This window comes from Serratia sp. CY32780, assembly GCF_052169135.1.
GTDB classification, from domain to species: Bacteria; Pseudomonadota; Gammaproteobacteria; order Enterobacterales; family Enterobacteriaceae; genus Serratia; species Serratia sarumanii.
Genome location: NZ_JBJNLI010000004.1, coordinates 174,845 through 198,932 on the forward strand (window position 1 = coordinate 174,845; position 24,088 = coordinate 198,932).

Annotated in this window: 22 protein-coding genes; 6 read left to right on the forward strand and 16 right to left on the reverse strand. The window is 62.7% G+C overall.

What is annotated here, in order from left to right; all coding sequences use genetic code 11:
• Positions 1-53: 53 nt before the first annotated feature.
• The gene (locus ACJ8HH_RS18580; RefSeq protein ID WP_043148290.1) at positions 54-680 is read right to left on the reverse strand and encodes a LysE family translocator; all 627 of its coding nucleotides are present in this window, start codon (positions 678-680) and stop codon (positions 54-56) included.
• 121 nt (positions 681-801) lie between these two features.
• Here ACJ8HH_RS18580 and ACJ8HH_RS18585 point away from each other — a divergent pair, with 121 nt between their 5' ends.
• Positions 802-1,713: a LysR family transcriptional regulator gene (locus ACJ8HH_RS18585; protein WP_033636572.1), complete on the forward strand. Its 912-nt coding sequence runs from the start codon at positions 802-804 to the stop codon at positions 1,711-1,713.
• Positions 1,714-1,724: 11 nt separating this feature from the next.
• Here ACJ8HH_RS18585 and ACJ8HH_RS18590 read toward each other — a convergent pair whose 3' ends face one another.
• From ACJ8HH_RS18590 to fdnG, 10 genes are all read right to left on the reverse strand, one after another.
• On the reverse strand, positions 1,725-2,000 hold the full coding sequence (locus ACJ8HH_RS18590; RefSeq protein ID WP_033636570.1) for a type II toxin-antitoxin system RelE/ParE family toxin: 276 nt from the start codon (positions 1,998-2,000) through the stop codon (positions 1,725-1,727).
• Positions 2,000-2,260 carry a CopG family ribbon-helix-helix protein gene (locus tag ACJ8HH_RS18595; protein ID WP_033649526.1) on the reverse strand — a complete coding sequence of 87 codons (261 nt, stop codon included), beginning with the start codon at positions 2,258-2,260 and terminating at the stop codon, positions 2,000-2,002. The genes ACJ8HH_RS18590 and ACJ8HH_RS18595 overlap by 1 nt, the downstream gene beginning before the upstream one ends.
• 82 nt (positions 2,261-2,342) lie before the next feature.
• On the reverse strand, positions 2,343-4,184 hold the full coding sequence (selB, locus tag ACJ8HH_RS18600) for a selenocysteine-specific translation elongation factor (RefSeq protein ID WP_197766301.1): 1,842 nt from the start codon (positions 4,182-4,184) through the stop codon (positions 2,343-2,345).
• Complete coding sequence (gene selA / locus ACJ8HH_RS18605; RefSeq protein ID WP_085286585.1) at positions 4,181-5,575, reverse strand: L-seryl-tRNA(Sec) selenium transferase; 1,395 nt, start codon at positions 5,573-5,575, stop codon at positions 4,181-4,183. Before selA ends, selB begins: the two co-directional genes overlap by 4 nt.
• 69 nt (positions 5,576-5,644) lie before the next feature.
• Positions 5,645-6,250 (reverse strand): glutathione S-transferase, encoded by a 606-nt coding sequence (locus ACJ8HH_RS18610; RefSeq protein WP_060452988.1) that lies wholly within the window; start codon positions 6,248-6,250, stop codon positions 5,645-5,647.
• Between the two features lie 40 nt (positions 6,251-6,290).
• Positions 6,291-6,941, reverse strand: coding sequence for a DcrB-related protein (locus ACJ8HH_RS18615; RefSeq protein ID WP_085286586.1), 651 nt, complete (start codon positions 6,939-6,941; stop codon positions 6,291-6,293).
• Positions 6,942-7,055: 114 nt separating this feature from the next.
• Complete coding sequence (fdhE, locus tag ACJ8HH_RS18620) at positions 7,056-7,985, reverse strand: formate dehydrogenase accessory protein FdhE (protein WP_033649531.1); 930 nt, start codon at positions 7,983-7,985, stop codon at positions 7,056-7,058.
• Positions 7,985-8,620 (reverse strand): formate dehydrogenase cytochrome b556 subunit, encoded by a 636-nt coding sequence (fdoI, locus tag ACJ8HH_RS18625; RefSeq protein ID WP_004934017.1) that lies wholly within the window; start codon positions 8,618-8,620, stop codon positions 7,985-7,987. Before fdoI ends, fdhE begins: the two co-directional genes overlap by 1 nt.
• Positions 8,617-9,519, reverse strand: coding sequence for a formate dehydrogenase subunit beta (fdxH, locus tag ACJ8HH_RS18630; RefSeq protein WP_004934014.1), 903 nt, complete (start codon positions 9,517-9,519; stop codon positions 8,617-8,619). The genes fdoI and fdxH overlap by 4 nt, the downstream gene beginning before the upstream one ends.
• Before the next feature lie 12 nt (positions 9,520-9,531).
• Positions 9,532-12,579 (reverse strand): formate dehydrogenase-N subunit alpha, encoded by a 3,048-nt coding sequence (fdnG, locus tag ACJ8HH_RS18635; RefSeq protein WP_197766302.1) that lies wholly within the window; start codon positions 12,577-12,579, stop codon positions 9,532-9,534.
• Between the two features lie 415 nt (positions 12,580-12,994).
• Between fdnG and sodA the strand changes: the two genes are divergently transcribed.
• The 4 genes from sodA to ACJ8HH_RS18655 all read left to right on the forward strand — a co-directional run bounded on the left by sodA (position 12,995) and on the right by ACJ8HH_RS18655 (position 17,322).
• Positions 12,995-13,615, forward strand: a complete 621-nt coding sequence (sodA, locus tag ACJ8HH_RS18640) for a superoxide dismutase [Mn] (protein WP_004934003.1) — start codon at positions 12,995-12,997, stop codon at positions 13,613-13,615.
• 126 nt (positions 13,616-13,741) lie between these two features.
• Positions 13,742-15,670, forward strand: coding sequence for a methyl-accepting chemotaxis protein (locus ACJ8HH_RS18645; protein WP_033649534.1), 1,929 nt, complete (start codon positions 13,742-13,744; stop codon positions 15,668-15,670).
• Between the two features lie 99 nt (positions 15,671-15,769).
• The gene (gene yiiM, locus ACJ8HH_RS18650) at positions 15,770-16,441 is read left to right on the forward strand and encodes a 6-hydroxyaminopurine reductase (protein WP_033649535.1); all 672 of its coding nucleotides are present in this window, start codon (positions 15,770-15,772) and stop codon (positions 16,439-16,441) included.
• Positions 16,442-16,542: 101 nt separating this feature from the next.
• Complete coding sequence (locus ACJ8HH_RS18655) at positions 16,543-17,322, forward strand: class I SAM-dependent methyltransferase (protein ID WP_033649536.1); 780 nt, start codon at positions 16,543-16,545, stop codon at positions 17,320-17,322.
• 11 nt (positions 17,323-17,333) lie between these two features.
• On the opposite strand, the gene ACJ8HH_RS18660 is transcribed toward ACJ8HH_RS18655, so the two are convergent.
• Together ACJ8HH_RS18660 and ACJ8HH_RS18665 are read right to left on the reverse strand one after the other, a co-directional pair.
• On the reverse strand, positions 17,334-17,696 hold the full coding sequence (locus ACJ8HH_RS18660; RefSeq protein WP_004933989.1) for a YibL family ribosome-associated protein: 363 nt from the start codon (positions 17,694-17,696) through the stop codon (positions 17,334-17,336).
• Between the two features lie 73 nt (positions 17,697-17,769).
• The gene (locus ACJ8HH_RS18665; RefSeq protein ID WP_033636555.1) at positions 17,770-19,236 is read right to left on the reverse strand and encodes an aminotransferase-like domain-containing protein; all 1,467 of its coding nucleotides are present in this window, start codon (positions 19,234-19,236) and stop codon (positions 17,770-17,772) included.
• Positions 19,237-19,378: 142 nt separating this feature from the next.
• Here ACJ8HH_RS18665 and ACJ8HH_RS18670 point away from each other — a divergent pair, with 142 nt between their 5' ends.
• Complete coding sequence (locus ACJ8HH_RS18670; protein ID WP_033649537.1) at positions 19,379-19,987, forward strand: LysE family translocator; 609 nt, start codon at positions 19,379-19,381, stop codon at positions 19,985-19,987.
• On the opposite strand, the gene ACJ8HH_RS18675 is transcribed toward ACJ8HH_RS18670, so the two are convergent.
• The 3 genes from ACJ8HH_RS18675 to ACJ8HH_RS18685 all read right to left on the reverse strand — a co-directional run bounded on the left by ACJ8HH_RS18675 (position 19,984) and on the right by ACJ8HH_RS18685 (position 23,753).
• Positions 19,984-20,538 (reverse strand): MltR family transcriptional regulator, encoded by a 555-nt coding sequence (locus ACJ8HH_RS18675; RefSeq protein ID WP_033638634.1) that lies wholly within the window; start codon positions 20,536-20,538, stop codon positions 19,984-19,986. The genes ACJ8HH_RS18670 and ACJ8HH_RS18675 overlap by 4 nt on opposite strands.
• A 91-nt stretch (positions 20,539-20,629) precedes the next feature.
• On the reverse strand, positions 20,630-21,775 hold the full coding sequence (locus tag ACJ8HH_RS18680) for a mannitol-1-phosphate 5-dehydrogenase (RefSeq protein WP_033649538.1): 1,146 nt from the start codon (positions 21,773-21,775) through the stop codon (positions 20,630-20,632).
• A 58-nt stretch (positions 21,776-21,833) separates the two neighbouring features.
• Positions 21,834-23,753 (reverse strand): PTS mannitol transporter subunit IICBA, encoded by a 1,920-nt coding sequence (locus tag ACJ8HH_RS18685; protein WP_033636552.1) that lies wholly within the window; start codon positions 23,751-23,753, stop codon positions 21,834-21,836.
• Between the last annotated feature and the right edge of the window lie 335 nt (positions 23,754-24,088).

Below are 24,088 nucleotides of genomic sequence, written 5' to 3' on the forward strand. Positions count from 1 at the left end.
ACGCCACGATAAACGCCGGTCCGGTTTCCCGACCGGCGTTTTTTTATGCGGCTTCAGCCGAGCAGACCCCACAGCGCATACCCCGCTCCCACCACCGCCACCCCCAACAGCAGCAACGCCGACAGGACAGAGATCGCCCGCCGCGCGCGCTGCAGCGCCGTTCCCGACAGCAGGGTGATATAGGCCAGCAAGATGGCGAAGTCCGCCAGCACCCACAGTGCAGTCAACAGCGTCAGGCTGGCGCCGATCGAGGGGGTGACGGCGATAAACTGCGGGAAAAAAGCGACGAAGAAGATAATGTCTTTGGGGTTGGCGATGCCCACCAGAAAACCGGTCAGGATCGCCGAGCGTTTTTGCGGCGGCGCAACGGGCTGCGCATCCGGGGTTCGCGCGGATAAATCCTCATACAGCGAGACGATCGCCATACGGCCGATAAACAGGCAACCCAGCAGGCCTATCCACTGCAGCAAGCGCATATCCACCGCGAACAGCCCGGTGATAATCAGCGCGGCGATGCCGATCAGCAACAAGGAGGCCCCGTTGCTGCCCAGCGCAGTCAACAGCGCGCGCCGGGCACCAAAGCGCGCCGCGGTGTTGGCCACCATCGCCACCACCGGCCCCGGCGTGGCGATCAGCAAGAAAATGGCGGCGAAATACGCCGCCAGCAACGACAGGTTCATCTTTATTTCACTCACATTCAGTCAGTTGGCTTCGCGCCATTATCCTGCCGCCGCCCCCGCCTTGAAAAAGGAGTAATCCTGTCGTTTACTGTGAATCAGACTCATTATTAGAGACGCCGCGATGGCCAGTTCCCTTCCGCCGCTTTACGCCCTGCGCGCCTTCGAAAGCGCCGCCCGCACCGGCTCGTTCACGCTGGCCGCCGAGGAGCTGCATCTCACCCCGAGCGCCGTCAGCAAGCACATCAAAACGCTGGAGCAGCACTTCGGCTGTCGACTGTTCCAGCGCAACGGCCCGCGCATCGAGGTCACGCCGCAGGGGAAAATCTTCGCCGCCGAGCTGCAGCAAGGGTTTGGCCGCATCGAGCAAGCCTGCGAGCTGTTCAGAAGCCACCGCGATCTGCTGCGGCTGAAGGCGCCCTCCACGCTGACCCTGCGCTGGCTGCTGGACTGCCTGAGCCGGTTCCGGCAAACGGCGCAGGCGTTCGAGGTGCAGGCAGCCAGCGTCTGGATGGACATCGACAGCGTGGATTTTTTCAGCGAACCCTACGACTGCGCCATCCTGCTCGGCAACGGCCACTTCGGCGCCAACACCGCCGCCGCCAAGCTGTTCGACGAATGGCTGATCCCGATTTGCGCCCCTGCACTGCTCGCCGACGGGCAGCGCGATCTCGCCGCCTGTCCGCTGATCCACCCTTCTCCCGATCGGCGCGACTGGCGGCGCTGGCTGCAAAAAAGCGGCATCGCGGCCCCGATCGATCTCACGCGCGGCCAGGTATTTGATTCGCTGGAACAGGGCAACACGGCGGCCATCGCCGGGCACGGCGTCTCGATCGGCGATCTGGCGCTGAGCCTGCGGACGATTGAGGAGGGGTTATTGGCGCTGCCCTGTGACGCCGCCGTGCGTACCGGCGACGGTTACTATCTGGTTTGGCCGGAAGAATCGGCGAAACGGCCGCTGATCGAACGCTTACAGGCGTTTCTGACCGCCCAGACGCCCGACGTCAGCCGGGCCGCCGTCAGATTTATCGGGTAGGGGAATTCGGCCTATCGCTCTTCGCGGGTATGCCAAATACGCAGAACATAAATCGTTGCCGGCTGCACCTGGTAACGTATCTCATAACGGCCGACCAGAATACGCCTCACTTCCTGCGGTAAAAACTCGTCCAGTCTTTCACCCAGGCGAGGATTATCAAGCAACGCTTTAGGCGCGGCGACCAAGGCCTTCACCGAATTCGCTGCCGCAGTACGGTTAGCCAAGGCAAGAAACTCAAACAAACGCGCCAAATCCGATAGCGCCTTACTCGTCCATTTTAACTCCATCAGCGCGGTACCGGCAGCGGATCGTCACTGTCCAGGCTGGCAGCCCAGGCTTCTACCGATTCATGATCGATAACGTTTTGCTGTTCGACATCGGCCAGCGCCGCCAGCGTTAACCGACGGCGCTCTTCCTCTTGCTCGAGCCAGGCGGTGAGGGCTTGCTTCACTATCCATCCCCGTGAGCGTTCAAGTTTGGCGGCCATTTCATCCACCTTTTCAGCCAAAGGCAGCGGGACATGAGCGGTGATGACTTTCGTATTCATCGTCTTGCTCCTCAGTACAATCAATATCAATCAAAGTGATTAAAGCTGATTATACCGCCATCAGAGAACAAAAAACACGCAATCAGTTGCCGAACAACCCACCGTCGCGCAGCAGATGCTCGTTACCCTTGCGGCGGGTAAAGCCGCTGCGATCGAAGAACTCCAGCACCTGGATCGCCAGCTTGCGCCCGACGCCGAGCCGATCGCGGAAGTCGGCGGCGTTGGCGCCGCCCCGCTCAGCATCCAGCTCGCGGATCAGCGCCGCGAACTGATCGATGCGTCGGCTGAGGTAATAGCGATCCACCACCACCGCTGTCACATGGCCCAGCTGGGCCGCCTTGCGCAGCAGCGCCCGCACCCGGCTCTCCTCCTCGCCCAGTTCGCTCGCCAGATCGCGCACCCACCACGGCTCGTCGCCGAACAGCGGTTCGATGCGCGCCCAGAGCGGCGCCTCTTCGGCGCTGAACGCCAGACCGTGTTCCGGCAGGTGCAGCCAGCCGCGCGTATTGCGCAGTGCGCCGGCCTTCAGCAGCCGATCGATCATCATAAACACCAGCGTTTCCGGCTGCTGGGGCAGGGCCATGCGCCGCAGACGGGCGCGCCCTAAGCCCAGCTGGTCGGCGTGCTGTTGGTGGTACTCCGCCAGCACCTGCAGCAGCCGACTTTCCGCCTGTTGCACCTGATCCTGCGCCAGCGCCCGGTCACCGACGATCAGCAGATCGCGGTTCGCCAGCAGTGCCGCCAGGCCGTCGTCGGTCAACTGACGCGCCCAGGCGAACGCCGTCAGAGACAGCGCGCCGTGTGGCAGCTCAAGCGTCAGCACCTGCGCATCGTCCTGCGCGTTCGCCAGGGCCTGCAGCCATGCCAGGTAGTCCGGCTGGCGCTTGCCGCGCTTGGGCGCGCTCAGCCTGAGCACCCGGGCCGCGCCCAGCGTTTGCCGTGCGCCGATATCGCGCAGCACCAGCCGATCGTTCTCCGCCAGCCACAGCGGGCGATCGAGGATCAATTCCGCCAGCCCGTCGTTCAGCAGCGAAATGCGCCCGGTGATGTGGCTGGCGGCATGGTGCAGGTGCAGCGGCTGCCAATGGCGGATCGGCCGATCCGCTTCCAGCGCCACCAGAATGCGTTCCGCCGCCTCAGGCGGACGCTGCACCAGCAGCCAGTCGCCGCGCGCGACACGGTCTTTATCGACATCGCCGCTGATGTTCAACGCGATGCGTTGCCCGGCCTGGGCCTGTTCCACAGCCTGATTTTGGGCGTGCAGGCCGCGCACCCGCACCGGCGCGTCGGCGCCGGTCAGCCACAGCGTATCTCCCACCTGCACCCGGCCGCCGAGCGCGGTGCCGGTCACCACCAGCCCCGCCCCTTTGACGCTGAACGCACGGTCTACCGCCAGGCGAAAACGGCGCGTCAGCGCGTGCTCGCCGGAGGGCAGCGCCAGCAAATGCGCGCGCAGCGCCTCGATACCCTCTCCCGCCGCCGCCGCGGTAACAAACAGCGGTGCATCGGGCCAGCCCTGGCGCGCCAGTTCGTCGCGCACCTGGCGGCGTACCTCGCCGACACGCGCCGCGTCCACCCGGTCGGCCTTGGTCAGCGCCACCGTCAGCGCCGGGCGCCCGCTCAGGCGCAGGATCGCCAGATGTTCGCGGGTTTGCGCCATCACGCCGTCGTCGCAGGCCACCACCAGCAACGCATGGTCGATGCCGCCGACGCCCGCCAGCATGTTGGCGAGGAATTTCTCGTGGCCGGGCACGTCGATAAAGCCCAGCACCCGGCCGTCCGGCTGCGGCCAGTAGGCGTAACCCAGATCGATGGTCATGCCGCGGCGCTTCTCTTCCGGCAGGCGATCCGCGTTGATCCCGGAGATCGCCTGCAGCAGGGTGGTTTTGCCATGATCGACATGGCCGGCGGTGGCGATGATCATGAGGCGCTCAGCGCGTCGATCAGCGCCCCTTCCTGTTCCAGACAGCGCAGATCCAGCCACAGCCGGCCGTCACCGAGGCGGCCGATCACCGGCTGCGGCAGGCGGCGCCAGCGTTCGGCCAACGCCTCCAGCGTGGCGCCGCGGCCGTCGCGCGGCGTGAAGGTCAGCGCATAGCTGGGCAGGCGATCCACCGGCAGCGAACCGCTGCCAATTTGCGACCAGCACGGTTCGGCGCGCAGCTCGAAATCGGCGGTGAACCGCGGTGCCAGCGCCGCCAGCAGCCGTTCGGCCGCCTGTTGCATCTCCTGCTGCGGGCGGGTCAGCAGCCGCAGCGTCGGCAGCTGCTTAGCCAGTTTTTCCGGCTGCAGATAGAGCCGCAGCGTGGCCTCCAGGGCCGCCAGCGTCAGCTTGCCGACGCGCAGCGCGCGCTTGAGCGGATGCTGCTGCAGGCGGGCGATCAACGCCTTTTTGCCGACGATGATCCCGGCCTGCGGGCCGCCCAGCAGCTTATCGCCGGAGAACGTCACCAAGTCGACGCCGGCGGCCAGCAGCCGCTGCGGCATCGGTTCGGCGGGCAGGCCGTACTGCGCCATGTCGATCAGCGAGCCGCTGCCCAGATCGGTGGCGGTCGGCACGCCCTGTTCGGCTCCGAGCTGCGCCAGTTCAGCCTCGTCGACCGCCGCGGTAAAGCCCTGAATGCTGTAGTTGCTGGTGTGCACTTTCATCAACAGGCCGGTCTGTTCGTTGATGGCCTGGCGGTAATCTTTCAGATGGGTGCGGTTGGTGGTGCCGACCTCCACCAGTTGGCAGCCGGCCTGGCGCATCACGTCGGGTATGCGGAATGCGCCGCCGATCTCCACCAGCTCGCCGCGCGACACCACCACCTCTTTGCCGGGGGCGATCGCCGCCAGCATCAGCAGCACCGCCGCCGCGTTGTTATTGACGATGCAGGCGTCCTCCGCGCCGGTCAGCCGGCACAGCAGATCCGCCACCGCCCGATCGCGATGGCCGCGCCCGGCGCCGTCGAGATCGTACTCCAGCGTCACCGCCTCCCCCATCACCGCGCTCACCGCCTCCTTCACCGGCTGCGCCAGCAGGGCGCGCCCGAGGTTGGTGTGCAGCACGGTGCCGCTGAGGTTGAACACCGGCAGCAAAGCCGGGCGTTGCTGCCGGGCCAGCTCGGCCCGCAGCGCCTGCGGCCAGTCGCCGCACCAGGCGGGTAAACGTTGCTGTTGCCCGATCGCGTCGCGCGCCTGGGCCTGCAGCCGGCGCAGCAGTTCGCCGATCAGCGTCTGGCCATGCTGCGCCACCAGCGGTTCAATCGCGGGTTCACGCAGCAGGCGGTCGATGGCGGGCAGTTGGCTGTAAAGAAGGTGGGATTCAGTGCTCATGGTCGCTCGGTTTTCAATTTAGACGTATCGGCATAGCAAAGTCCCGCCGCGGCGGGGAGAAAAGAACGTTCAGGGCGGCGCGGTGCGGGCGAAGCTTTCACGGGCGAACAGGCGTTCGGCCAGCTTGACCAGCGCCGGGCGCCCGACGCACCAGTTGGGCAGGATGCGGCGGAAATTGAGGTAGCCCAGCGCGCAGCCGGTGGCGATATCCGCCAGCGTCAGCCGCTCGGCATTGAGCCACGTTTTGTCCCGCGCCAGCGCCTCCAGCGCATCCAACCCGTGCGTCAGTTTGTCACGCTGGCGCAGCATCCAGTTTTCGTCCTGTTTTTCCGGCGCGCGCCGGCTTTCGCGAAACAGGGTCGCCGCCGCTTCGGTCACGCCGTCCGCCAGCGCCGCCACCTGGCGGACGCGCAGCGCGGCGGCGCGTTCGGCCGGCAAAAACGCCGGCTCCACCGTCAGCAGTTCGAGGTATTCGGCCACCACCGGCGAGTCGTAAAACACCTCGCCGTCATCGGCGATCAGCACCGGCACCTTGCCAAGCGGGTTCAACGCCTTCACCCGGCTGCCGGGCTCATACGGCGGATCGTTGACGAATTCGAACGCGATCCCTTTTTCCAGCAGCATCACGGAAATCTTGCGCACAAAGGGGCTGGTGTAACTGCCGATAAGCTTCATCCGGTCTCCTCCGCTTCGTCCTGGCCGCAGCGCGGCGCCCTTACTTCACCGCCAGGGTATCGATAATTCGCTGCACCAGCGCCTGATGCACTTCCGGCGTTTTGGCCGGCGACAGCATTTGCAGCGTCACCACCCGCTTGTTGAACACCGTCAACACCAGCGTGGAGACCACCTTTTGCCCGTTGACGGTCTGCTCGGTATCCACCCGGCGAAACTTCTGTTTGCCGACGCTGAAGTTCTCTTCTTTGGTGGTCTGGATATTCTGATAGCGCTCGGCCAGCACCGTGATGGCGCTCTGCGCCAGCTCTTTCAGCATTTTGTCACTGGTGTTGAGCTTCATGCCGTCCGGCGGGATCACTTCGGAAGAGACCGCGCTCTGGCGCGACTTGCCGTCGAGAAAACGCTGAATGGTGGAGGTGCTGTCGTTGATGATGCCGCTGTTCAGCGTTTGATCGCTAAAGCCCGGCGGCAGCTCGAAGGTGATTTTGCCCTTCTGCAGCGACACGTTCAGCCCCGGCGGCGCGGGCGGGGTTTCTACCGGCACAGGCGGCGGCGGTGGCGCGGGCTGCGTCACGGTCGGCTTGGTGTCCGGTGGCGGCACCGCCGGTTTGGTGTCGTCTTTGTTGTCGCAGGCCGCCAGTCCGACCGCCAGCACGGCGACCGCGGTCAGTTTTGCCAGGGTGTTTAACATCGTGGTTCCTTTCGCTTGGCGCGTTATGGCCTAAACGTAGCAACTCGTCCGGGCGAATGCCAGAAGCCCGTGCTGAAATTGCTGGTCCGGCCCCGCGCGAACGGGGCCGGGCGGTTACTCCGCCGGGAACAGGAACGGATTGATGCTGCTGCGGCCAAAACCTTCTTCTTCCATGCGGGCGTCCAGCACCAGCGAAGCCAGATCGTCGGCCACCGCTTCGACCTGCGGGTCTTTTTCCTGATACAGGATCTTCAGGTAAGTGCCGCAGTCGCCGCAGCTTTCCGCCTTCACCGCCGCCTGCTCGCTGTCCAGCGACCAGTAGTTGAGATCGCGGGTCTGCTCGCAGTTGCTGCACTTCACCCGCACCACGTGCCATTCGCTTTCGCACAGGTTGCAGTGCAGGTAGCGCAGGCCGTTGACGGTGCCGATGTGCACCATGCTGGAGACCGGGATGCTGCCGCACACCGGGCAGAACTGGCGCTGCTCGCCGTATTCGGCGCGCGCCTTGCCGGGGATCAGGCTGGCCATCTGCGCCCAATAGAGCGACAGCGCGGCCCAGAGGAACGGCGCCTTCTCGCTGCCCACCTTGCCGAACTCGCGGTTGAGCAAGGCGTCGGCCATCAGCTCCAGCTCGTGCGCCGAGGCTTTCTCCAGGTTGTCCAGCACCGCCAGGATATGCTCCGGCGCCTGCGGGCGCAGCTCGGCGATCAGCGACGCCAGCAGCTTGCGCCAGTGCTCGCTGCGCGGGAACACGCTCAGATCGAGCGGCGGTTTGCCGCTGGCGGCGCCCTGCGCCAGCGCTTCGCTAAGATCGAGCTGCAGCGGATTATCGTGCAGCGCATGCTGCTGCGCCTGCGCCAGCTCGGCGGCGAAGTTCAGATAGTCGCCCAGCGGATTGTCGACAGCCAGCTGACGCAGGCGATCGGCGCGGCGGCTGTACAGGCTTTTCAGGTTGGCGAAAAGTAACGGCGGGATGTTCTCCGCCGTTGAGGACTTCTCACGCTGTGCCCCTAACTGCTCTTTAGGAACGATGCGGATACTCATCAGGGTTTATCTTCCTGTCGTTTCTCGCGGACCTCGCGGTACCAGCGCGGATGATGTTTCTTGGCCCAGGCCGCCGGCACCCAGCCTTCCACCATCGCGGTAATGGTGCCTTTTACCCACAATGCGGCGTAAATGTGCACCATAATCACGATAATCAGGCCGACCGCGGCCAGCGAATGCACCAGCAGCGCGATGCGGATCAGCGGGATGGAGAACGACGGCGCAAAATACGGCCGCCAGATCACCACGCCGCTGGCCAGCAGCAGCACCAGGCTGATAATCGCCGCCCAGAACACGCACTTCTGGCCGAAATTATAGCGCCCGGTGTCACCCACTTCCTCGTTCATGGCGATTTTGTGGATGTTCTTGGCCCAGACGATATCTTCCCGGTTGATCAGGTTATGCTTCCAGTAGCGCAGGAACATCAGCAGGAACGCGGCAAACATGATCACCCCGACAAACGGGTGCAGAATGCGCGCCAGCTGCGGCGTCCCGAAGATGTTCATCAGCCAGTTGAAGGAGGGGAAGAAGAACCCCAGCCCGCTGATGGCGGCGAACACAAAGCAGAACGCCACGATCCAGTGGTTGATGCGCTCCGGTGCGCTGTAACGCTGAATGGGCTTTTCCTTTCTCATTTGCGCGTCTCCTCGTCGTGCGACTCGTCGTGCTCGTCCTCATCTTCGACGCGGTTAGGCCCGACGCCGACATAGTGGAACACGCTGGCCGCGAAGGTGGCGGCAAAGCCGATGGCCGCCAGGGGTTTCCACACGCCCTTCCAGAAGGTCACCGCCGGGCTGATGCTCGGGTTGTCCGGCAAACCGTGGTACAGCTGCGGTTTGTCGGCGTGGTGCAGCACGTACATCACGTGCGTGCCGCCCACCCCCGCCGGATCGTACAGACCGGCGTTCTGGTAGCCGCGGGTGTTCAGCTCGCTGACGCGATCCGCCGCCACCTGCTTCATCGCTTCCTTGGTGCCGAAGTGAATGGCGCCGGTCGGGCAGGTTTTCACGCAGGCCGGTTCCTGGCCGACGTCCACGCGGTCGACACACAGGGTGCACTTGTACACCCGGTTGTCGTCCTTGTTCATGCGCGGCACGTCGAACGGGCAGCCGGCGATGCAGTAGCCGCAGCCGATGCAGTGCTCGGACTGGAAGTCGACGATGCCGTTGGCGTACTGAATGATCGCGCCTTCCGACGGGCAGGCCTTCAGGCAGCCCGGATCGGCGCAGTGCATGCAGCCATCCTTGCGGATCAGCCATTCCAGCTTGCCGTTTTCCTCCACCTCGGAGAAGCGCATCACCGTCCACGACTTGGCGGTCAGATCGGCGGGGTTATCGTACACCCCGACGTTGTGCCCCACTTCGTCGCGGATGTCGTTCCATTCGGAACAGGCCACCTGACAGGCCTTGCAGCCGATACAGGTGGTGACATCGATCAGTTTGGCCACTTCTTCCTGGTGGTCACGGGCGCGCGGCGCCGGCGTGAAACCATTGGTGGCGGATTTACGAATGATGTCTTGAGATTGCATGGCCATAATTCGTCTCCGTTACACCTTTTCCACGTTGACCAGGAACGCCTTGAACTCCGGCGTCTGCGTATTGGCGTCGCCGACGAACGGCGTCAGCGTGTTGGCGATAAAGCCTTTCTTCGCCACCCCTTCGTAACCCCAGTGGATCGGGATGCCGATGGTGTCGACTTCCTGGCCGTGCACCTGCAGCGTGCGAATACGCTTGGTCACCACCGCCTTGGCCTTGATGTAGCCGCGGTTGGAGCTGACCTTCACGGTATCGCCGTGCTTGATGCCTTTTTTCTCCGCCAGCTTCTCGCCGATCTCCACAAACTGCTCAGGCTGCGCGATGGCGTTCAGCCGCGCGTGCTTGGTCCAGTAGTGGAAGTGCTCGGTCAGACGATAGGTGGTGCCGACGTACGGGAACTTGTCGGATTTGCCCATCGCCGCCAGATCGTCCTTGAACACGCGCGCCGCCGGGTTGGACACCACGTTCGGGTGCAGCGGGTTGGTGCCGAGCGGCGTTTCGAACGGCTCGTAGTGTTCAGGGAACGGCCCTTCCGCCATCTTGTCGGTGGCGAACAGGCGGCCCATGCCTTCCGGCTGCATGATGAACGGCCCGACGTCGCTGCCCGGCGCGGCGGTGCTGTAGTCCGGGATATCGGCCCCGACCCACTTGGCGCCGTCCCACTCCAGCAGTTGGCGTTTCGGATCCCACGGTTTTCCCTGCGGGTCCGCCGAGGCGCGGTTATACAGGATGCGGCGGTTGAGCGGCCATGCCCAGGCCCAGCCCAGCGTATTGCCGAGGCCGGACGGATCGGCGTTGTCGCGCCGCGCCATCTGGTTGCCGGCCGGCGTCCAGCTGCCGGCGAAGATCCAGCAGCCGCTGGCGGTGGTGCCGTCGTCGCGCAGCTGCGCGAACGAGCTGAGCAGCTCGCCTTTTTTCACCAGCACCTTGCCGTCAGCATCCAGCAGATCCGCCAGCGCCTTGCCGTTGTTTTCCTGCGCCACCTCTTCCGGCGCCGGGTTGTCCGGCGTCAGGTAGTCCCAGGTCATGTTCAGCACCTGTTCCGGCACCGCACCGCCGTCGCGCGCATACATCTCGCGCAGGCGGCTGAAGATGCCCGCCAGGATCTCGCCGTCGTTCAGCGCTTCGCCCGGGGCGTCCGCGCCTTTCCAGTGCCACTGCAGCCAGCGGCCGGAGTTGACGATCGAGCCGTTCTCTTCGGCGAAGCAGGTAGACGGCAGGCGGAACACTTCGGTCTGGATCTGCGCAGGATCCACCTCGTTGAACTCGCCGTGGTTCTGCCAGAAGTTGGAGGTCTCGGTGTTCAACGGATCGATGGTCACCAGGAACTTCAGCTTGGACAGCGAAGCCACCACCTTGTTTTTGTTCGGGAACGACGCCACCGGGTTAAAGCCCTGGCAGAAGTAGCCGTTGACCTTGCCCTGCGCCATCATCTCGAAGTACTGCAGCACGTCGTAGCCTTTGTCCCACTTCGGCAACCAGTCAAAGCCCCAGCTGTTGTCCTTCTGCGCCTTGTCGCCGTAGAAGGTCTTCATCATGCTGACGAAGAATTTCGGGTAGTTGCCCCAGTAGTTCACCTGGCCCGGCAGCAGCGCCTTCGGCGTGTTGGCCTTCAGGTAGGTATCGAGATCGGTCTGTTTCTCCGACGGCAGCGTCAGGTAGCCCGGCAGGCTCTGCGACAGCAGGCCGAGATCGGTCAGACCCTGAATGTTGGAGTGGCCGCGCAGCGCGTTGACGCCGCCGCCCGCCATGCCCATGTTGCCGAGCAGCAGCTGGATCATCGCCATGGTGCGGATGTTCTGCGCGCCGACCGAGTGCTGAGTCCAGCCCAGGGCGTACAGGAACGAAGCGGTTTTATCCGCGACGCAGGTTTCGGCGATGTATTCGCACACCTTGAGGAAATCGTCCTTCGGCGTGCCGCAGATGTTGGTCACCACGTCAGGCGTGTAGCGGCTCACGTGCTGTTTCAGCATGTTCCACACGCAGCGCGGATCCTGCAGCGTGACGTCGCGCTTGGCGAAGCCGTTCTCGTCGAACTGGTAGTTCCAGGTGGTTTTGTCGTACTTGCGGTTTTCCGCGTCGTAGCCGCTGAACAAGCCGTCTTCGAAGGCAAAATCTTCCCGCACCAGCAGGCTGGCGTTGGTGTAGGCCTCGACGTACTCGCGGTTGAACTTGTTGTTGGTCATCAGATACAGCAACACGCCCGACAGGAAAGCGATATCGGTCCCGGAGCGGATCGGCGTGTAGAAGTCCGCCACCGATGCGGTTCGGGTAAAGCGCGGATCGATCACGATCAGCTTGGCATTGTTGTGTATTTTGGCTTCCATCGCCCAGCGGAACCCCACCGGATGCGCTTCCGCCGCATTACCGCCCATGACGATAATCAAATTCGCGTTCTTGATATCAACCCAGTGGTTGGTCATCGCACCGCGACCAAATGTTGGAGCAAGACTTGCTACCGTTGGTCCGTGTCAGACACGCGCCTGGTTGTCTACGGCAAGCATGCCGAGAGCGCGACTAAATTTTTGCGACAGAAAACCGGTTTCGTTGCTGGCGGCCGAGGCGCACAGCATGCCGGTGGTCAGCCAACGGTTGACGGTAACGCCCTGGTCGTTGGTTTTGATGAAGTTGGCGTCGCGGTCTTCTTTCACCAGCTTGGCGATGCGGGTAAAGGCGTCGTCCCAGCTGATGCGTTGCCATTTGTCCGATCCTGGCGCCCGGTATTCCGGGTACTTGAGGCGGCTTTCGCTGTGGATGAAGTCAACCAGGCCGGCGCCTTTCGGGCAAAGCGCGCCGCGGTTTACCGGATGATCCGGATCCCCTTCGATATGGAAAATGCTTTCTTTGGCGTTTTTGGCGCCATCACCAAGGCTGTACATCAACAGCCCACAGCCGACGGAACAATACGTACAGGTATTACGGGTCTCGCGGGCGCGCAGCAGTTTGTACTGCCGGGTTTCCGCCAACGCCACTTCGGGGGCAAAGCCCAGCGCGGCCACCGTCGTTCCTGCCATACCGCCAGCGCAGATCTTAAAGAACTGCCTTCTGCTGACCTGCATGGGGGTCTCCTTTACTCTCGATTGTCACATTGTTCAAAAGCGCCTGCCCGCTAGCGCGGCAAACGCGAATGTCACTGTTGTTATACTTGCTACGAACGCCGGCCATATTACCACAGCGTGCTTGTGGTTGTTACACACTCGTGCTCATTCAGTGAACGCTTTGGCACATTTCGATACATTTCGGCGTTGGCACTCCCTACAGTATAGAGAGTAACCCGCGCGCCGGGGCGACGGCTTCACGCAGCCATCCGCCCCTTCTTCTATCAGTAGGTTAGCGCAGCGATTTGATCGTTAACCACACAGTTCACAGGGCATTGATAATCATTTTCAATATCATTTAATTAACTATAATGATCCGACTGCTTACGCGGTGCTCACGCTTTGCGCCGCCCATACACCACTGGAGATGATGATTATGAGTTATTCACTGCCATCCCTGCCGTACGCTTACGACGCACTGGAACCGCATTTCGACAAGCAGACGATGGAAATCCATCACACCAAACACCATCAGACCTACGTCAACAACGCCAACACCGTGCTGGAAGCCTACCCTGAGCTGGCCAAATACAGCGTTGAAGAGCTGATCCAGGATCTGGATAAAGTGCCTGCCGACAAACGCACCTTCATGCGCAACAACGCCGGCGGCCACGCCAACCACAGCTTCTTCTGGAAAAACCTGAAAACCGGCACCACGCTGGGCGGCGATCTGAAAGCGGCCATCGAGCGCGATTTCGGCAGCGTTGAGAAATTCCAGGAAGAGTTCGAGAAAGCCGCTGCCACCCGCTTCGGTTCCGGTTGGGCCTGGCTGGTGCTGAAAGACGGCAAACTGGCCGTGGTGTCTACCGCTAACCAGGACAGCCCGCTGATGGGCGAAGCGGTCGCCGGCGCTTCCGGTTTCCCAATCATCGGCCTGGACGTGTGGGAACACGCTTACTACCTGAAATATCAGAACAAACGTCCTGACTACATCAAGGCGTTCTGGAACGTGGTCAACTGGGATGAAGCCGCCGCACGCTTCGCCGCGAAGAAGTAATTCGCCCCCGTTGATGAAGATGCCCGCCACCGGCGGGTATTTTTTTGCCTGAAATCCGCTAAAGTTTGACCACGTCTTGCCGATGGTTTGTTCAATTGACGTTCGCCCGGAGAAGGAAAAAACGCTATGGCGGCATTGCAAGCATTGGCAGGAAAGTTCACTCATCTCACCGTAGGTAAAAAGCTCGGTCTCGGCTTCGCACTGTTGCTGCTGTTGGCGGTCATCATCGCCGGCACCGGGGCGCAATATCTGCATATCATCGAATCACGCGCCGATCGCATCGACTTCAGCAACCGGCTGAACGAAGAGATCAACCAGGCCAAATACAACCGCGCCATGTACGGCCAGACCTACCGGCCGGAGTATATTCAGAACAACCGCGCCAATATTGAAAACGCCGTCAAACTGATAGACCACGGGCAGGCGCTGGACTGGGACGCCCAAAGCCGCAAGGATCTGCAGCGTCTGGTGACGCTGATCGGGGAATATCAGCAGCAGCAAAAAGAGTTTGAACAGGCGGTCACGGCGAAAGACGCGGTGCGCCAGAGCTGGAACATGTCGGAAGTGCAGGCCAGCCTGAGCCAGGTGGAGCGCCAGCTGACCAACGGCGATCTGCAGTTGGCCTTCATCCAGCTGAACCAGAAGCTGACCCAGGTGCGCTACGGCGCGCGCGGCCTGCTGCTGAGCCTGAACAAGGAAACCGAAGCCCCGCTGATGGCGGCCATCGACGATGCGCGCGACGCGGCCAGTGCCTTGAGCCGCCGGGTCAGCGACGCGCAGCGCCCGCAGCTGCAACCGCTGCTGGCCGCGCTGGACGATTACAAAAACCGCATCGCGGCCTACCTGCCTGCCTATGAGCACGAGCAGCAGATCAGCCGGCGGCTCGGCGAACGCGCGCAGGCGATCGGCATGCTGGTGAACGCCTTTATGCAGGACGAGCTGGCGCAGACCCACAATGATATCAATCTGGCGCAGCTGCAGATGGGCATCACCACGCTGATCGCCATCATCGCCGGGGTGCTTATCGCCTGGCGCATCACCCTGCAGATCACCCGTCCGCTGCACAGCACGCTGGCCATGGCGGAACGCATCGCCGGCGGCGACCTGCGCCAGGCGCAGACCAGCACCCGGCGCGACGAGCTGGGGCAGCTGCTGAACGCGGTGGCGGCGATGAGCCAAAACCTGCGCACCATGATTGAGAAGATCCAGATGGGGGTCAGCCAGGTCTCCACCGCCTCGGCGGAAATTGCCGCCGGCAACACCGACCTCTCCTCACGCACCGAACAGCAGGCGGCGGCGGTCGAGGAAACCGCCGCCAGCATGGAACAGCTGACCGCCACGGTGAAACAGAACGCCGACAACGCCCATCACGCCAATCAGCTGGCCACCGACGCCTCGCAGACCGCGCAGCAGGGCGGCAAGCTGGTGGAAAACGTGGTCAGCACCATGCGCGATATTTCCAGCAGTTCGCAGCGCATCGCCGAAATTACCACCCTGATCAACGGCATTGCCTTCCAAACCAATATCCTGGCGCTCAACGCCGCGGTGGAAGCGGCACGCGCCGGCGAACAGGGCCGCGGCTTCTCGGTGGTCGCCAGCGAAGTGCGCAGCCTGGCGAGCCGCAGCGCCCAGGCGGCCAAGGAGATCGAAGGGCTGATCGCCGAATCGGTCAGCCGGGTGAAAACCGGCACCGAGCTGGTGGAAAGCACCGGCAACACCATGGAACAGATCGTCCGCTCGGTCACCCACGTGCGCGACATCATGGCTGAAATCGCCGCCGCTTCCGATGAGCAGACGCGTGGCATCGCCCAGATTGGCCAGGCGATCGTCGAGATGGACCACACCACCCAGCAGAACGCCGCGCTGGTGGAAGAGTCCGCCGCCGCCGCCGATTCGCTGGAAGAACAGGCCGACATGCTGCTGCAGAGCGTCTCGGTGTTCCGTTTGGCGGAGCAGACCGAACCCGCCGCCGTGAAAGCCGCCGCGCCGAAAGCGCCGGCGGTAAAACCCGCGGCCGCCAACGCCGCAGCGGAAGAGAACTGGACCACCTTCTGACGCCCCGCCGCCCGCCCGAGGATTTTCGGGCGGGTTGTTATGTCCCCCCGGCGCAACTCAGGCTATGCTGAGCCCTCGACGCGAGACACGGAGGCGCACATGCATCACCCAGACGTTTACATCGGCAGCATCCAACCCTATGAAGGCGGGCGCCCCAGCGCCATCGCCAAACGCCAGGTGGATGGCGCCATCCGGCTCACGCCGCTCGGCCTGGAAGGCGACGAGCAGGCGGAAAAAAGCTATCACGGCGGGCCGGACCGCGCGCTGTGCCACTACCCGCGCGAGCATTACGCCCACTGGCGCGCGCAGTTTCCGGCGCAGGCCGAGCAATTTTGCGCCCCGGCCTTCGGCGAGAATATCTCCACCGAAGGGCTGACCGAACACAATGTGTTTATGGGCGACATCTTCCGCTGGGGCGAGGCGCTGATCCAGGTCACCCAGCCTCGTTCGCCGTGCTTCAAGCTCAATTATCACTTCGCCATCGAGGACATTTCGGTGCTGATGCAGCAAAGCGGCCGCTGCGGCTGGCTGTATCGGGTGGTGTCGCCGGGCGCGGTCAGCGGCGATCGTCCGCTGGCGCTGGCGGCGCGCAACAGCGACGTGTCGGTGGCCGAAGCCATCGCCATCGCCTGGCATATGCCGTTCGACGCCGAACAGTATCGCCGCCTGTTGGCGGTCGCCGGCCTCTCCGCCAGCTGGAGCAAGACCATGCTCACGCGGCTTGCCGAAGGGCACCTTGAGGACTTCAACCGCCGCCTGCTCGGCCGTTGAAAGCGCGGGCGGAAAAGATGAAAAACGTGCGCCGAATGCCGCGTTAACCCTGTTCTTCCGCCTATACTGTAGCCGCGTGTTTTTCAGCCAGGAGCCAGGTAATGACCACCCCGAACCATTCGATTCATCACGCCGCCGCCGAGGGCTATCAGGCCAATGCCGATCGCTATATGAAAGGCCGGCCGGATTATCCGCCGGAAATCGCCGCTTGGCTGCGCGAGACTATCGGCCTGCACGCCGGCATGACGGTCATCGATCTCGGCGCCGGCACCGGCAAGTTCACCCCGCGCCTGCTGGAAACCGGCGCTCAGGCGATCGCCGTCGAACCGGTGCCGCAAATGCTGGAAAAACTGTCGGCGGCGCTGCCGCAGGTGAAAACGCTGGCGGGCACCGCCGAGGCGATCCCGTTGCCGGACGAGTCGGTCGATGCGGTAGTGTGCGCCCAATCCTTCCACTGGTTCGCCACGCCGCAGGCGCTGGCGGAGATCCGGCGCATTCTCAAACCCGGCGGCAAACTCGGTCTGGTGTGGAACATGCGCGATGCGCGCGTCGGCTGGGTGCGTAAACTGAATCAGATCGTCGATCGCCACGAAGGCGATGCGCCGCGTTTCTATACCGGCGAATGGCGCAAGTTCTTCCCGTTCAAAGGCTTTGAACCGCTGCAGGAGCAGGTCTTTATGTTGAGCCACCGCGGCGCGATGGAGGACGTGATCTACAACCGGGTGCGTTCAACCAGCTTTATCGCCGCGCTGCCGCAGCCGCAACAGGAGCAGGTTATCGATCAATTGCGCCAGCTGGTGGCGGAAGAAGAGGAGCTACGGGGCCAGGACACGGTCACCGTGCCCTATCAGACCAAGGCGTATTTCACCACCAAGGTCTGACGCCCGGGGGTTCAGAACGCTTTCTTGGCGTAACCGGTGACCGCTTTCAGGCCCATCTCGCGGCCCAGCGCGGTCATCGGATGCACCACGATCAGCCCGCGCGCGCTTTTCTTCAGCGCGCCCATGTCGGCCTGCTCTTTCTTGGTGATTTCGCGGCTGAACGGCAGCTTGCTCAGCTTCTGCGCTTCGGCGCTCAGCTTCTCGCCGCGCACGTTTTTCAGGCGCTCGATCTCCGTCGCCAGCTTCTCTTTCTCTTTGGTGTGCTGCGCAATCAACTCAGGGTTGCCCTGTTGGATCACGGTGGCGTCTTTGTGGTTCAAGGCGTCCAGCAGGTCGCTCAGGCGCTTGATCTCTGCCTTTTCTTTCTCTTTCATGGTCTCTGGCCCGTTGTGCCCAAAATGGCACGCTAATCAATGATACCGGCATTGTAGCAAAAGGCGCGCGCCGTTACCCGTCCTGCGCAATGCCGGGCGGCAGGCCGCTCATCTCGCAGGCTCTGGCGCCGAGCCGGGCCAACGCCTGGGTGTAGCGCGCGTTGAACGGGTAGCAACAGGAGAGCCGCAGCGCGTTGCGGTAGCGCCCGCTGGGGGAATACAGGGTGCCCGGCGTCAAACAGATCTGCTCTTCCAGCAGTTGGTGGAACAGCGCTACGCTGTCCACGTTGGGGGGGAACTCAACCCAAAACACGAAGCCGCCCGCCGGCTGCGTGGCCAGCGTGCCGCGCGGGAAATGCCGGGCGATCAGCGCCCGCGCCTCGTCTACCTGCGCCGCATAGCGCTTGCGCAGGTTGCGCAAATGGTGATCGTAACCGCCGCTCTCCAGGAAGGTCGCCAGCGTTTCCGACAGCAGCTGCGACTCGGACATCGACGACACCGCCTTCAGCTTGCGCAACGCCTCGTGAAAGCGGCCGCCGCAGATCCAGCCGACGCGAAAATCCGGCGCCAGCGTTTTGGTGAAGCTGGAGCAAAACAGCACCCAGCCGTCGCGATCGAACGCCTTCACCGCCGGCGACAGCGCGCCGCCGAACTGAATCTCGGCATACAGCCCGTCTTCAATCAACGGCACCTGATGATCGTTCATCAGCCGAGCCAGCCGCTTTTTCGCCGCCAGCGGCATGGTGCAGCCCAGCGGGTTTTGCACCGTGGGCATGGCAATCACCGCGTTCAGCCGTTTCTCGTTCAATAGCAGCTCCAGCGCGTCCAGCGACAGCCCCAGCTGCGGATCGGTGGGGATTTCCAGCGCTTTCAGCCCCAGGCTGGCCAGCAGCGGCAGCAGGTAGAAGTAGGTCGGTGACTCCAGCCCGACGCAGTCGCCCGGTTTGGTGGTGACGCGCAGCGCCAGCTGCAACGCCTCCATGCAGCCGTGGGTCAGCACCACGTCGCCCGGCTCCAGCAGCATGCCCAGCGTCATCGAACGGCGGGCGATCTGCTGACGCAGCCGCAGGCTGCCGGGCGGCAACGAATACTGTCCGATCAGATCCGGTTGACGGCGCAGCTGAGAGGACAGCATGCGCCCCAGCTTGCCGCCGGGATAAAAATCGCTGGTCTGCGGGCAGGCCAGCGCAATGTTGGTGAAGGCCGGATTCTGCTGGGCGGCGAACACAGTATCGATCAGCGCCAGCACGTCGTCCGCCGGCGGCTCGATGCGGCCGCTGGGCGCCGAGGCCATCTTCAGCGCCGGCAGCGTGCTGCGGACATAAAACCCCGATTGCGGCCGCGCTTCGATCAGCCCGCGATCCTCCAGCGTGCGGTAAGCCGACACCACAGTATTAATACTGACGCGATGGGTTTGCGCACAGCGCCGCACCGAAGGCAAGCGGTCGCCGGGCAGCAGCGTGCCGCGGCGAATGGCCTCGGCCAGCGTATCCGCCAGCTGCAGGTAACGGGTATCCGGGGTTTCATCGAGCAGGGTCACAGTTTCTCTCCAGGCAATGGGTACAGTTTACATTTTGCACAACTGTAACCATAACAATATCCAATTTGTGGTTCTGTCACCACCCCATTGCAGCGATTATGCTGATCCTCTCGTTATTACCGTCATTTTCAAGGAACCTGCCATGCTGGACTCCGCCTTTGTCAGCTACGTCACCGTCATGTCGATTACCCCCGGCCCCAACAACCTGCTGCTGGCCTCGTCGGGCGTCAACTTCGGCCTGCGCCGCACCCTGCCGATGCTGTTCGGCATCGGCGCCGGCTGCGCGGTGCAGTTGGCTATCATTATCCCGCTGCTGGCGCTGGCGCTCAGCTGGGCCGGCGTCATCCGCTTCCCGCTGGCGGTGATCGGCTGCGCCTACCTGCTGTGGCTGTCATGGAAACTGTTCAAGGCGGCCTCGCCGGACGCCAAAGAGCAGGTGAGGCCAATGAGTTTCCTCAACGGCGCGCTGTTTCAGGCGGTCAACCCCAAGGCCTGGCTGATGGTGATCAACGTGGCGATCCTGTTCACCCCGCGCGAAGGCGCCACCTTCTTCCATACGCTGAGCGTCATCGCAGGTTTCGTCGTGCTGAATTTACCCTGTGTGCTGCTGTGGGCGGTGCTGGGCGACCGGTTGCGCAACGCGCTCCAGGTCGCCTGGAAGCTGCGCGCGTTTAACGGCGTCATGTCCGGCCTGATGGCCGCCACCGCGCTGTGGTTGCTGTTCGACGAGTGGCGCGCGGCCTTTGCTTAGCCGCGGCCGAGAGGAGAGAGTCGGGAAGGTTGTTTGGCGCCGATGCCGGCGATCAGATCGGTAATGGACAGCACCATGGTGGAGCGCACCATCTGCTGATAGCGCTGACGCTGCATGGCGATCAGCGCTTCATCCGCTTCGCCCGGCTGCAGGAAGGTCGGCGCCGGCGGCAGCGCGGCCACGCAGTGCAGCTCGCCGAACGGCCCGAGGATTTCGTCGTCGACGAAGCGGTATTCCGCACCGTCGTGATTCAGCTCTTCGCGCATCGCCATCAGCAGCTCGGCGTCTTCATATTCGTGGCGGGAGATCACCCCCAGCCCATACATCAGCTTCAGGCGCACCGACAGCTCCCCCAGCGGGCCGCTGCCGGACAATAGCGGTTCGACGGCATATTTCACCGCATAGTCGTCCTTGCGGAATACCTGCACCACCAGCACGTTGAGCGCTTCCGCCAGCAGCTCTACCGCCGCGATCAGGAAACTGCGCACCGTTTTGCCCGCGTTCAGCTTTTCCAGAACCTGATTTTCAAATGCCTGTGCTTCTTCCATCATCGCTTTTCGAAAGGCGTGGGGAGGGCCGTCGATGTCGAACTCGGATTGCAGGAGCGCAGCAAGCTGCGCTCGGGTGTTCATCATCACGATTCTACTTGTGCATGGCGTTATACACAGCAACGGCCTCTTCTACAACCTCGCTTTCCGCCGGCAGGCCGGAAATTTGCGCCAGCGCGGCTTTCGGCCCGAGCGTGTTCAGCAATTCCGCCAACTCCTGCGCCTGCGGATCCTGTTCGCTGCGGTAGCTCATGGCGGCGGCGATGCCCTGGATCAGGTTGGCGTGCGGCAGGCCGTATTCCAGCGTGCCCAGCAGCGGTTTGATCAGGCGATCGCCGGCGCTCAGTTTGCGCAGCGGCTGGCGCCCCACGCGCTCGACGTCGTCGTGCAGATACGGGTTTTCGAAGCGGCCGAGGATTTTGTTGATGTAGGCGGCGTGCTTGTCGGCGTCGAAGCCGTAGCGCTTGATCAGCACCGCACCGCTCTCTTCCATCGCTCCTTTCACCACGCGGCGGATCGCCGGGTCGAGAATGGCGTCGCGAATGGTTTGCAGCCCGGCCCGTTGGCCAAGGTAGGCGGTGATGGCGTGGCCGGTATTGAGGGTGAACAGCTTGCGCTCGACGAACGCCATCAGGTTATCGGTCAGCTCCATGCCGGCGATCGCCGGAGGCTGGCCCTTGAACTGGGTCTGATCGACGATCCATTCGCTGAAGGTTTCCACCGTCACTTCCAGCGGATCGCTGCTGTCCGCCGGCGGCACGATGCGGTCGACGGCCGAATCGACGAAGCCGACGTGCTGCTCAACCCATGCCTGTTCGTCCTGCGGCAGCGCAGCGAACACATGCTGCTTCAGCTGGCTGGTGCCGCGCACCATGTTCTCGCAGGCGATGATATTCAGCGGCTGCGCATTGCCCTGCTGATGACGCAGCACCAGCCCTTTGGCGATCGTGCCGGCGATTTTGCCGAGAATTTGCGGGCCAACGGCAGTGGTCACCAGATCCGCCTCGGCGATCAGCGCCACCGCCGCCTCGCTGCCGCTGTTGACGGCGCTGACGTTGTTGACGCTCTCCACGCGTTCTTGCTCGCCCACCACGTGCACCTGATAACTTTTACGGCTGTTCAACAGATCCAGCACCGTTTGATTGACGTCGGCGAAGGTCAGCTCAACCCCGGCGTCCGCCAGCAGCTTGCCGATAAAACCGCGGCCGATGTTCCCTGCGCCAAAATGTAATGCTTTCATAACTCTACCTTCTTAATGTCGAAGGGTGCAGCAAGCTGCACCCTTTAAAATGATTCCGTTATCCGGCTTTTTTGCCGCCGAGCAGGTCCAGCACTTCCTGCACGCTGGTGGTATTCGCCAGCCGCTCGATCACGCTCTCGTCATCCAGCGCGTTGGTCAGGCTGGTGATCACCTGGATATGCTCGTTGTTGCGCGCGGCGATGCCGATCACCAGACGGGCCACTTCATCCTCTTCCTCGCCGAAGCGCACGCCCTGCGGGTACTGGCAGAACACCACGCCGGTGCGCAGCACCCGGTCTTTGGCCTCAATGGTGCCGTGCGGCACGGCGATCGACTCGCCCAGGTAGGTGGAGGTGAGTTTCTCGCGCTCCAGCATCGCCGGCACGTACTCCGCCTCGACGTAGCCGCCTTTCACCAGCTGCTCGCCGGCGAAGCGGATCGCCTGCTCTTTGTCGCTGGCCTGCAGGTTGAGGAACACGTTGCTCTCGCTCAGCTTGAACAGGTTCGATTCACCGGCTTCGAAGCTGTCGTCCAGCGCGCCCAGTACCTTTTGTTGGTTGTCGCTGGTTTTGTTGGCCGCCAGCAAACGGTCGACCAAATCGCTGTACAGCTTGCTGTCGAGGAAGTTGGTCAGCGAGATGTGCTGTGCCTGCGGCGCGTGGCGCATCGCACGCTCGGTCAGATCGCGGTGGGTAATCACCAGATCCACATCGTCCGGCAGGCTGTTGATGGCGCTGTTGGTCACCGAGATGTTCTTCAGCCCGGCATCGGCCACTTTCTTACGCAGCACCCCGGCGCCCATGGCGCTGGAACCCATGCCCGCATCGCAGGCGACGATGATTTTGCGCACGGTGCTCAGATCGCCGTCGACCGATGCCGGCGCCGCCGCGCCGCCTTTGGACTGCGATTTCATCTCTTGCATGCGACGGGTCGCGGCTTCCAGATCGTCATCCTCTTTCACCTTGGAGGTTTTCAGCAGGAAAGCGGACACCACGAAGGAGACGGCAAAGGCTGCGCACACCGCCGCAATGTTGGCGAAGTAGGCGCCTTTCGGGGTCATCGCCAGCACTGCCAGGATCGAACCCGGAGAAGCCGGAGAAACCAGGCCGCCGTTCAGCATCGTCAGGGTGAAGACGCCGGTCATGCCCCCCAGGATCACCGCCAGCAGCAGGCGTGGGTTCATCAGCACGTAAGGGAAGTAGATTTCGTGGATGCCACCCAGGAAGTGAATGATTGCCGCACCGCCGGCGGATTGCTTGGCGCTGCCGCGACCGAAGAACATGTAGGCCATCAGTACGCCCATGCCCGGGCCTGGGTTGGCTTCGATCAGGAAGAATACCGACTTGCCGACTTCCGTGGCCTGCTGGATACCCAGCGGCGAGAAGATGCCGTGGTTGATGGCGTTGTTCAGGAACAGGATTTTCGCCGGTTCAACGAAGATGGACGCCAGTGGCAGCAGGTTGTTCTTCACCATCACGTGCACGCCCGCCGCCAGCAGCTTGGAGAGCACCTCCACCAGCGGCCCGATGCCCAGGAAAGCCAGGATCGCCAGCAGCATGCCGATGATGCCGGCGGAGAAGTTGTTCACCAGCATTTCAAAACCGCTTTTGATCTTGCCGTCCACCCAGCGGTCAAAGTGCTTGATAGCCCAGCCGCCCAGCGGACCGGCGATCATCGAGCCGAGGAACATCGGCATGTCGGCGCCGACGATGACGCCCATGGTGGTGATAGCGCCGACCACACCGCCGCGCTCGCCGCCCACCAGCCGCCCGCCGGTATAACCGATCAGCAATGGCAGCAGGTAGGTGATCATCGGGCCGACCAGCTTGGCTAAGGTTTCATTCGGCAGCCAGCCGGTTGGAATGAATAGCGCGGTGATAATCCCCCAGGCGATAAAGGCGCCGATGTTGGGCATCACCATGTTGCTCAGGAAGCGGCCAAAGTTTTGTACTTTAACCTTGATGTCTGGTGAAAACATAAAACACACCCCTATTGTTACGCGCTGACAATAGAGCGCGTGATTATTGTTGTGACGATCCAGCCGTGTTGCCGCTGTATGCGAAACGGACTCTATCACGCTGTTTTTGTCATGCGAACTTCACGGATTTTTTGTGACACAAATCACATACAACACCCCAACAAACCACCCTTTATAGTGATAAAGATCACACTTATGGCGTGTAAAAAAAGCACAGTGAGAAAAAAATCGCCTGAAAACCCAAAATAAAGTGATGTTGATCACATTTTTAAACTGATGGTTTGTTTTTAAATTGTGATAAACATCACAATTTATTTTCAACTGCGGCGCCGATC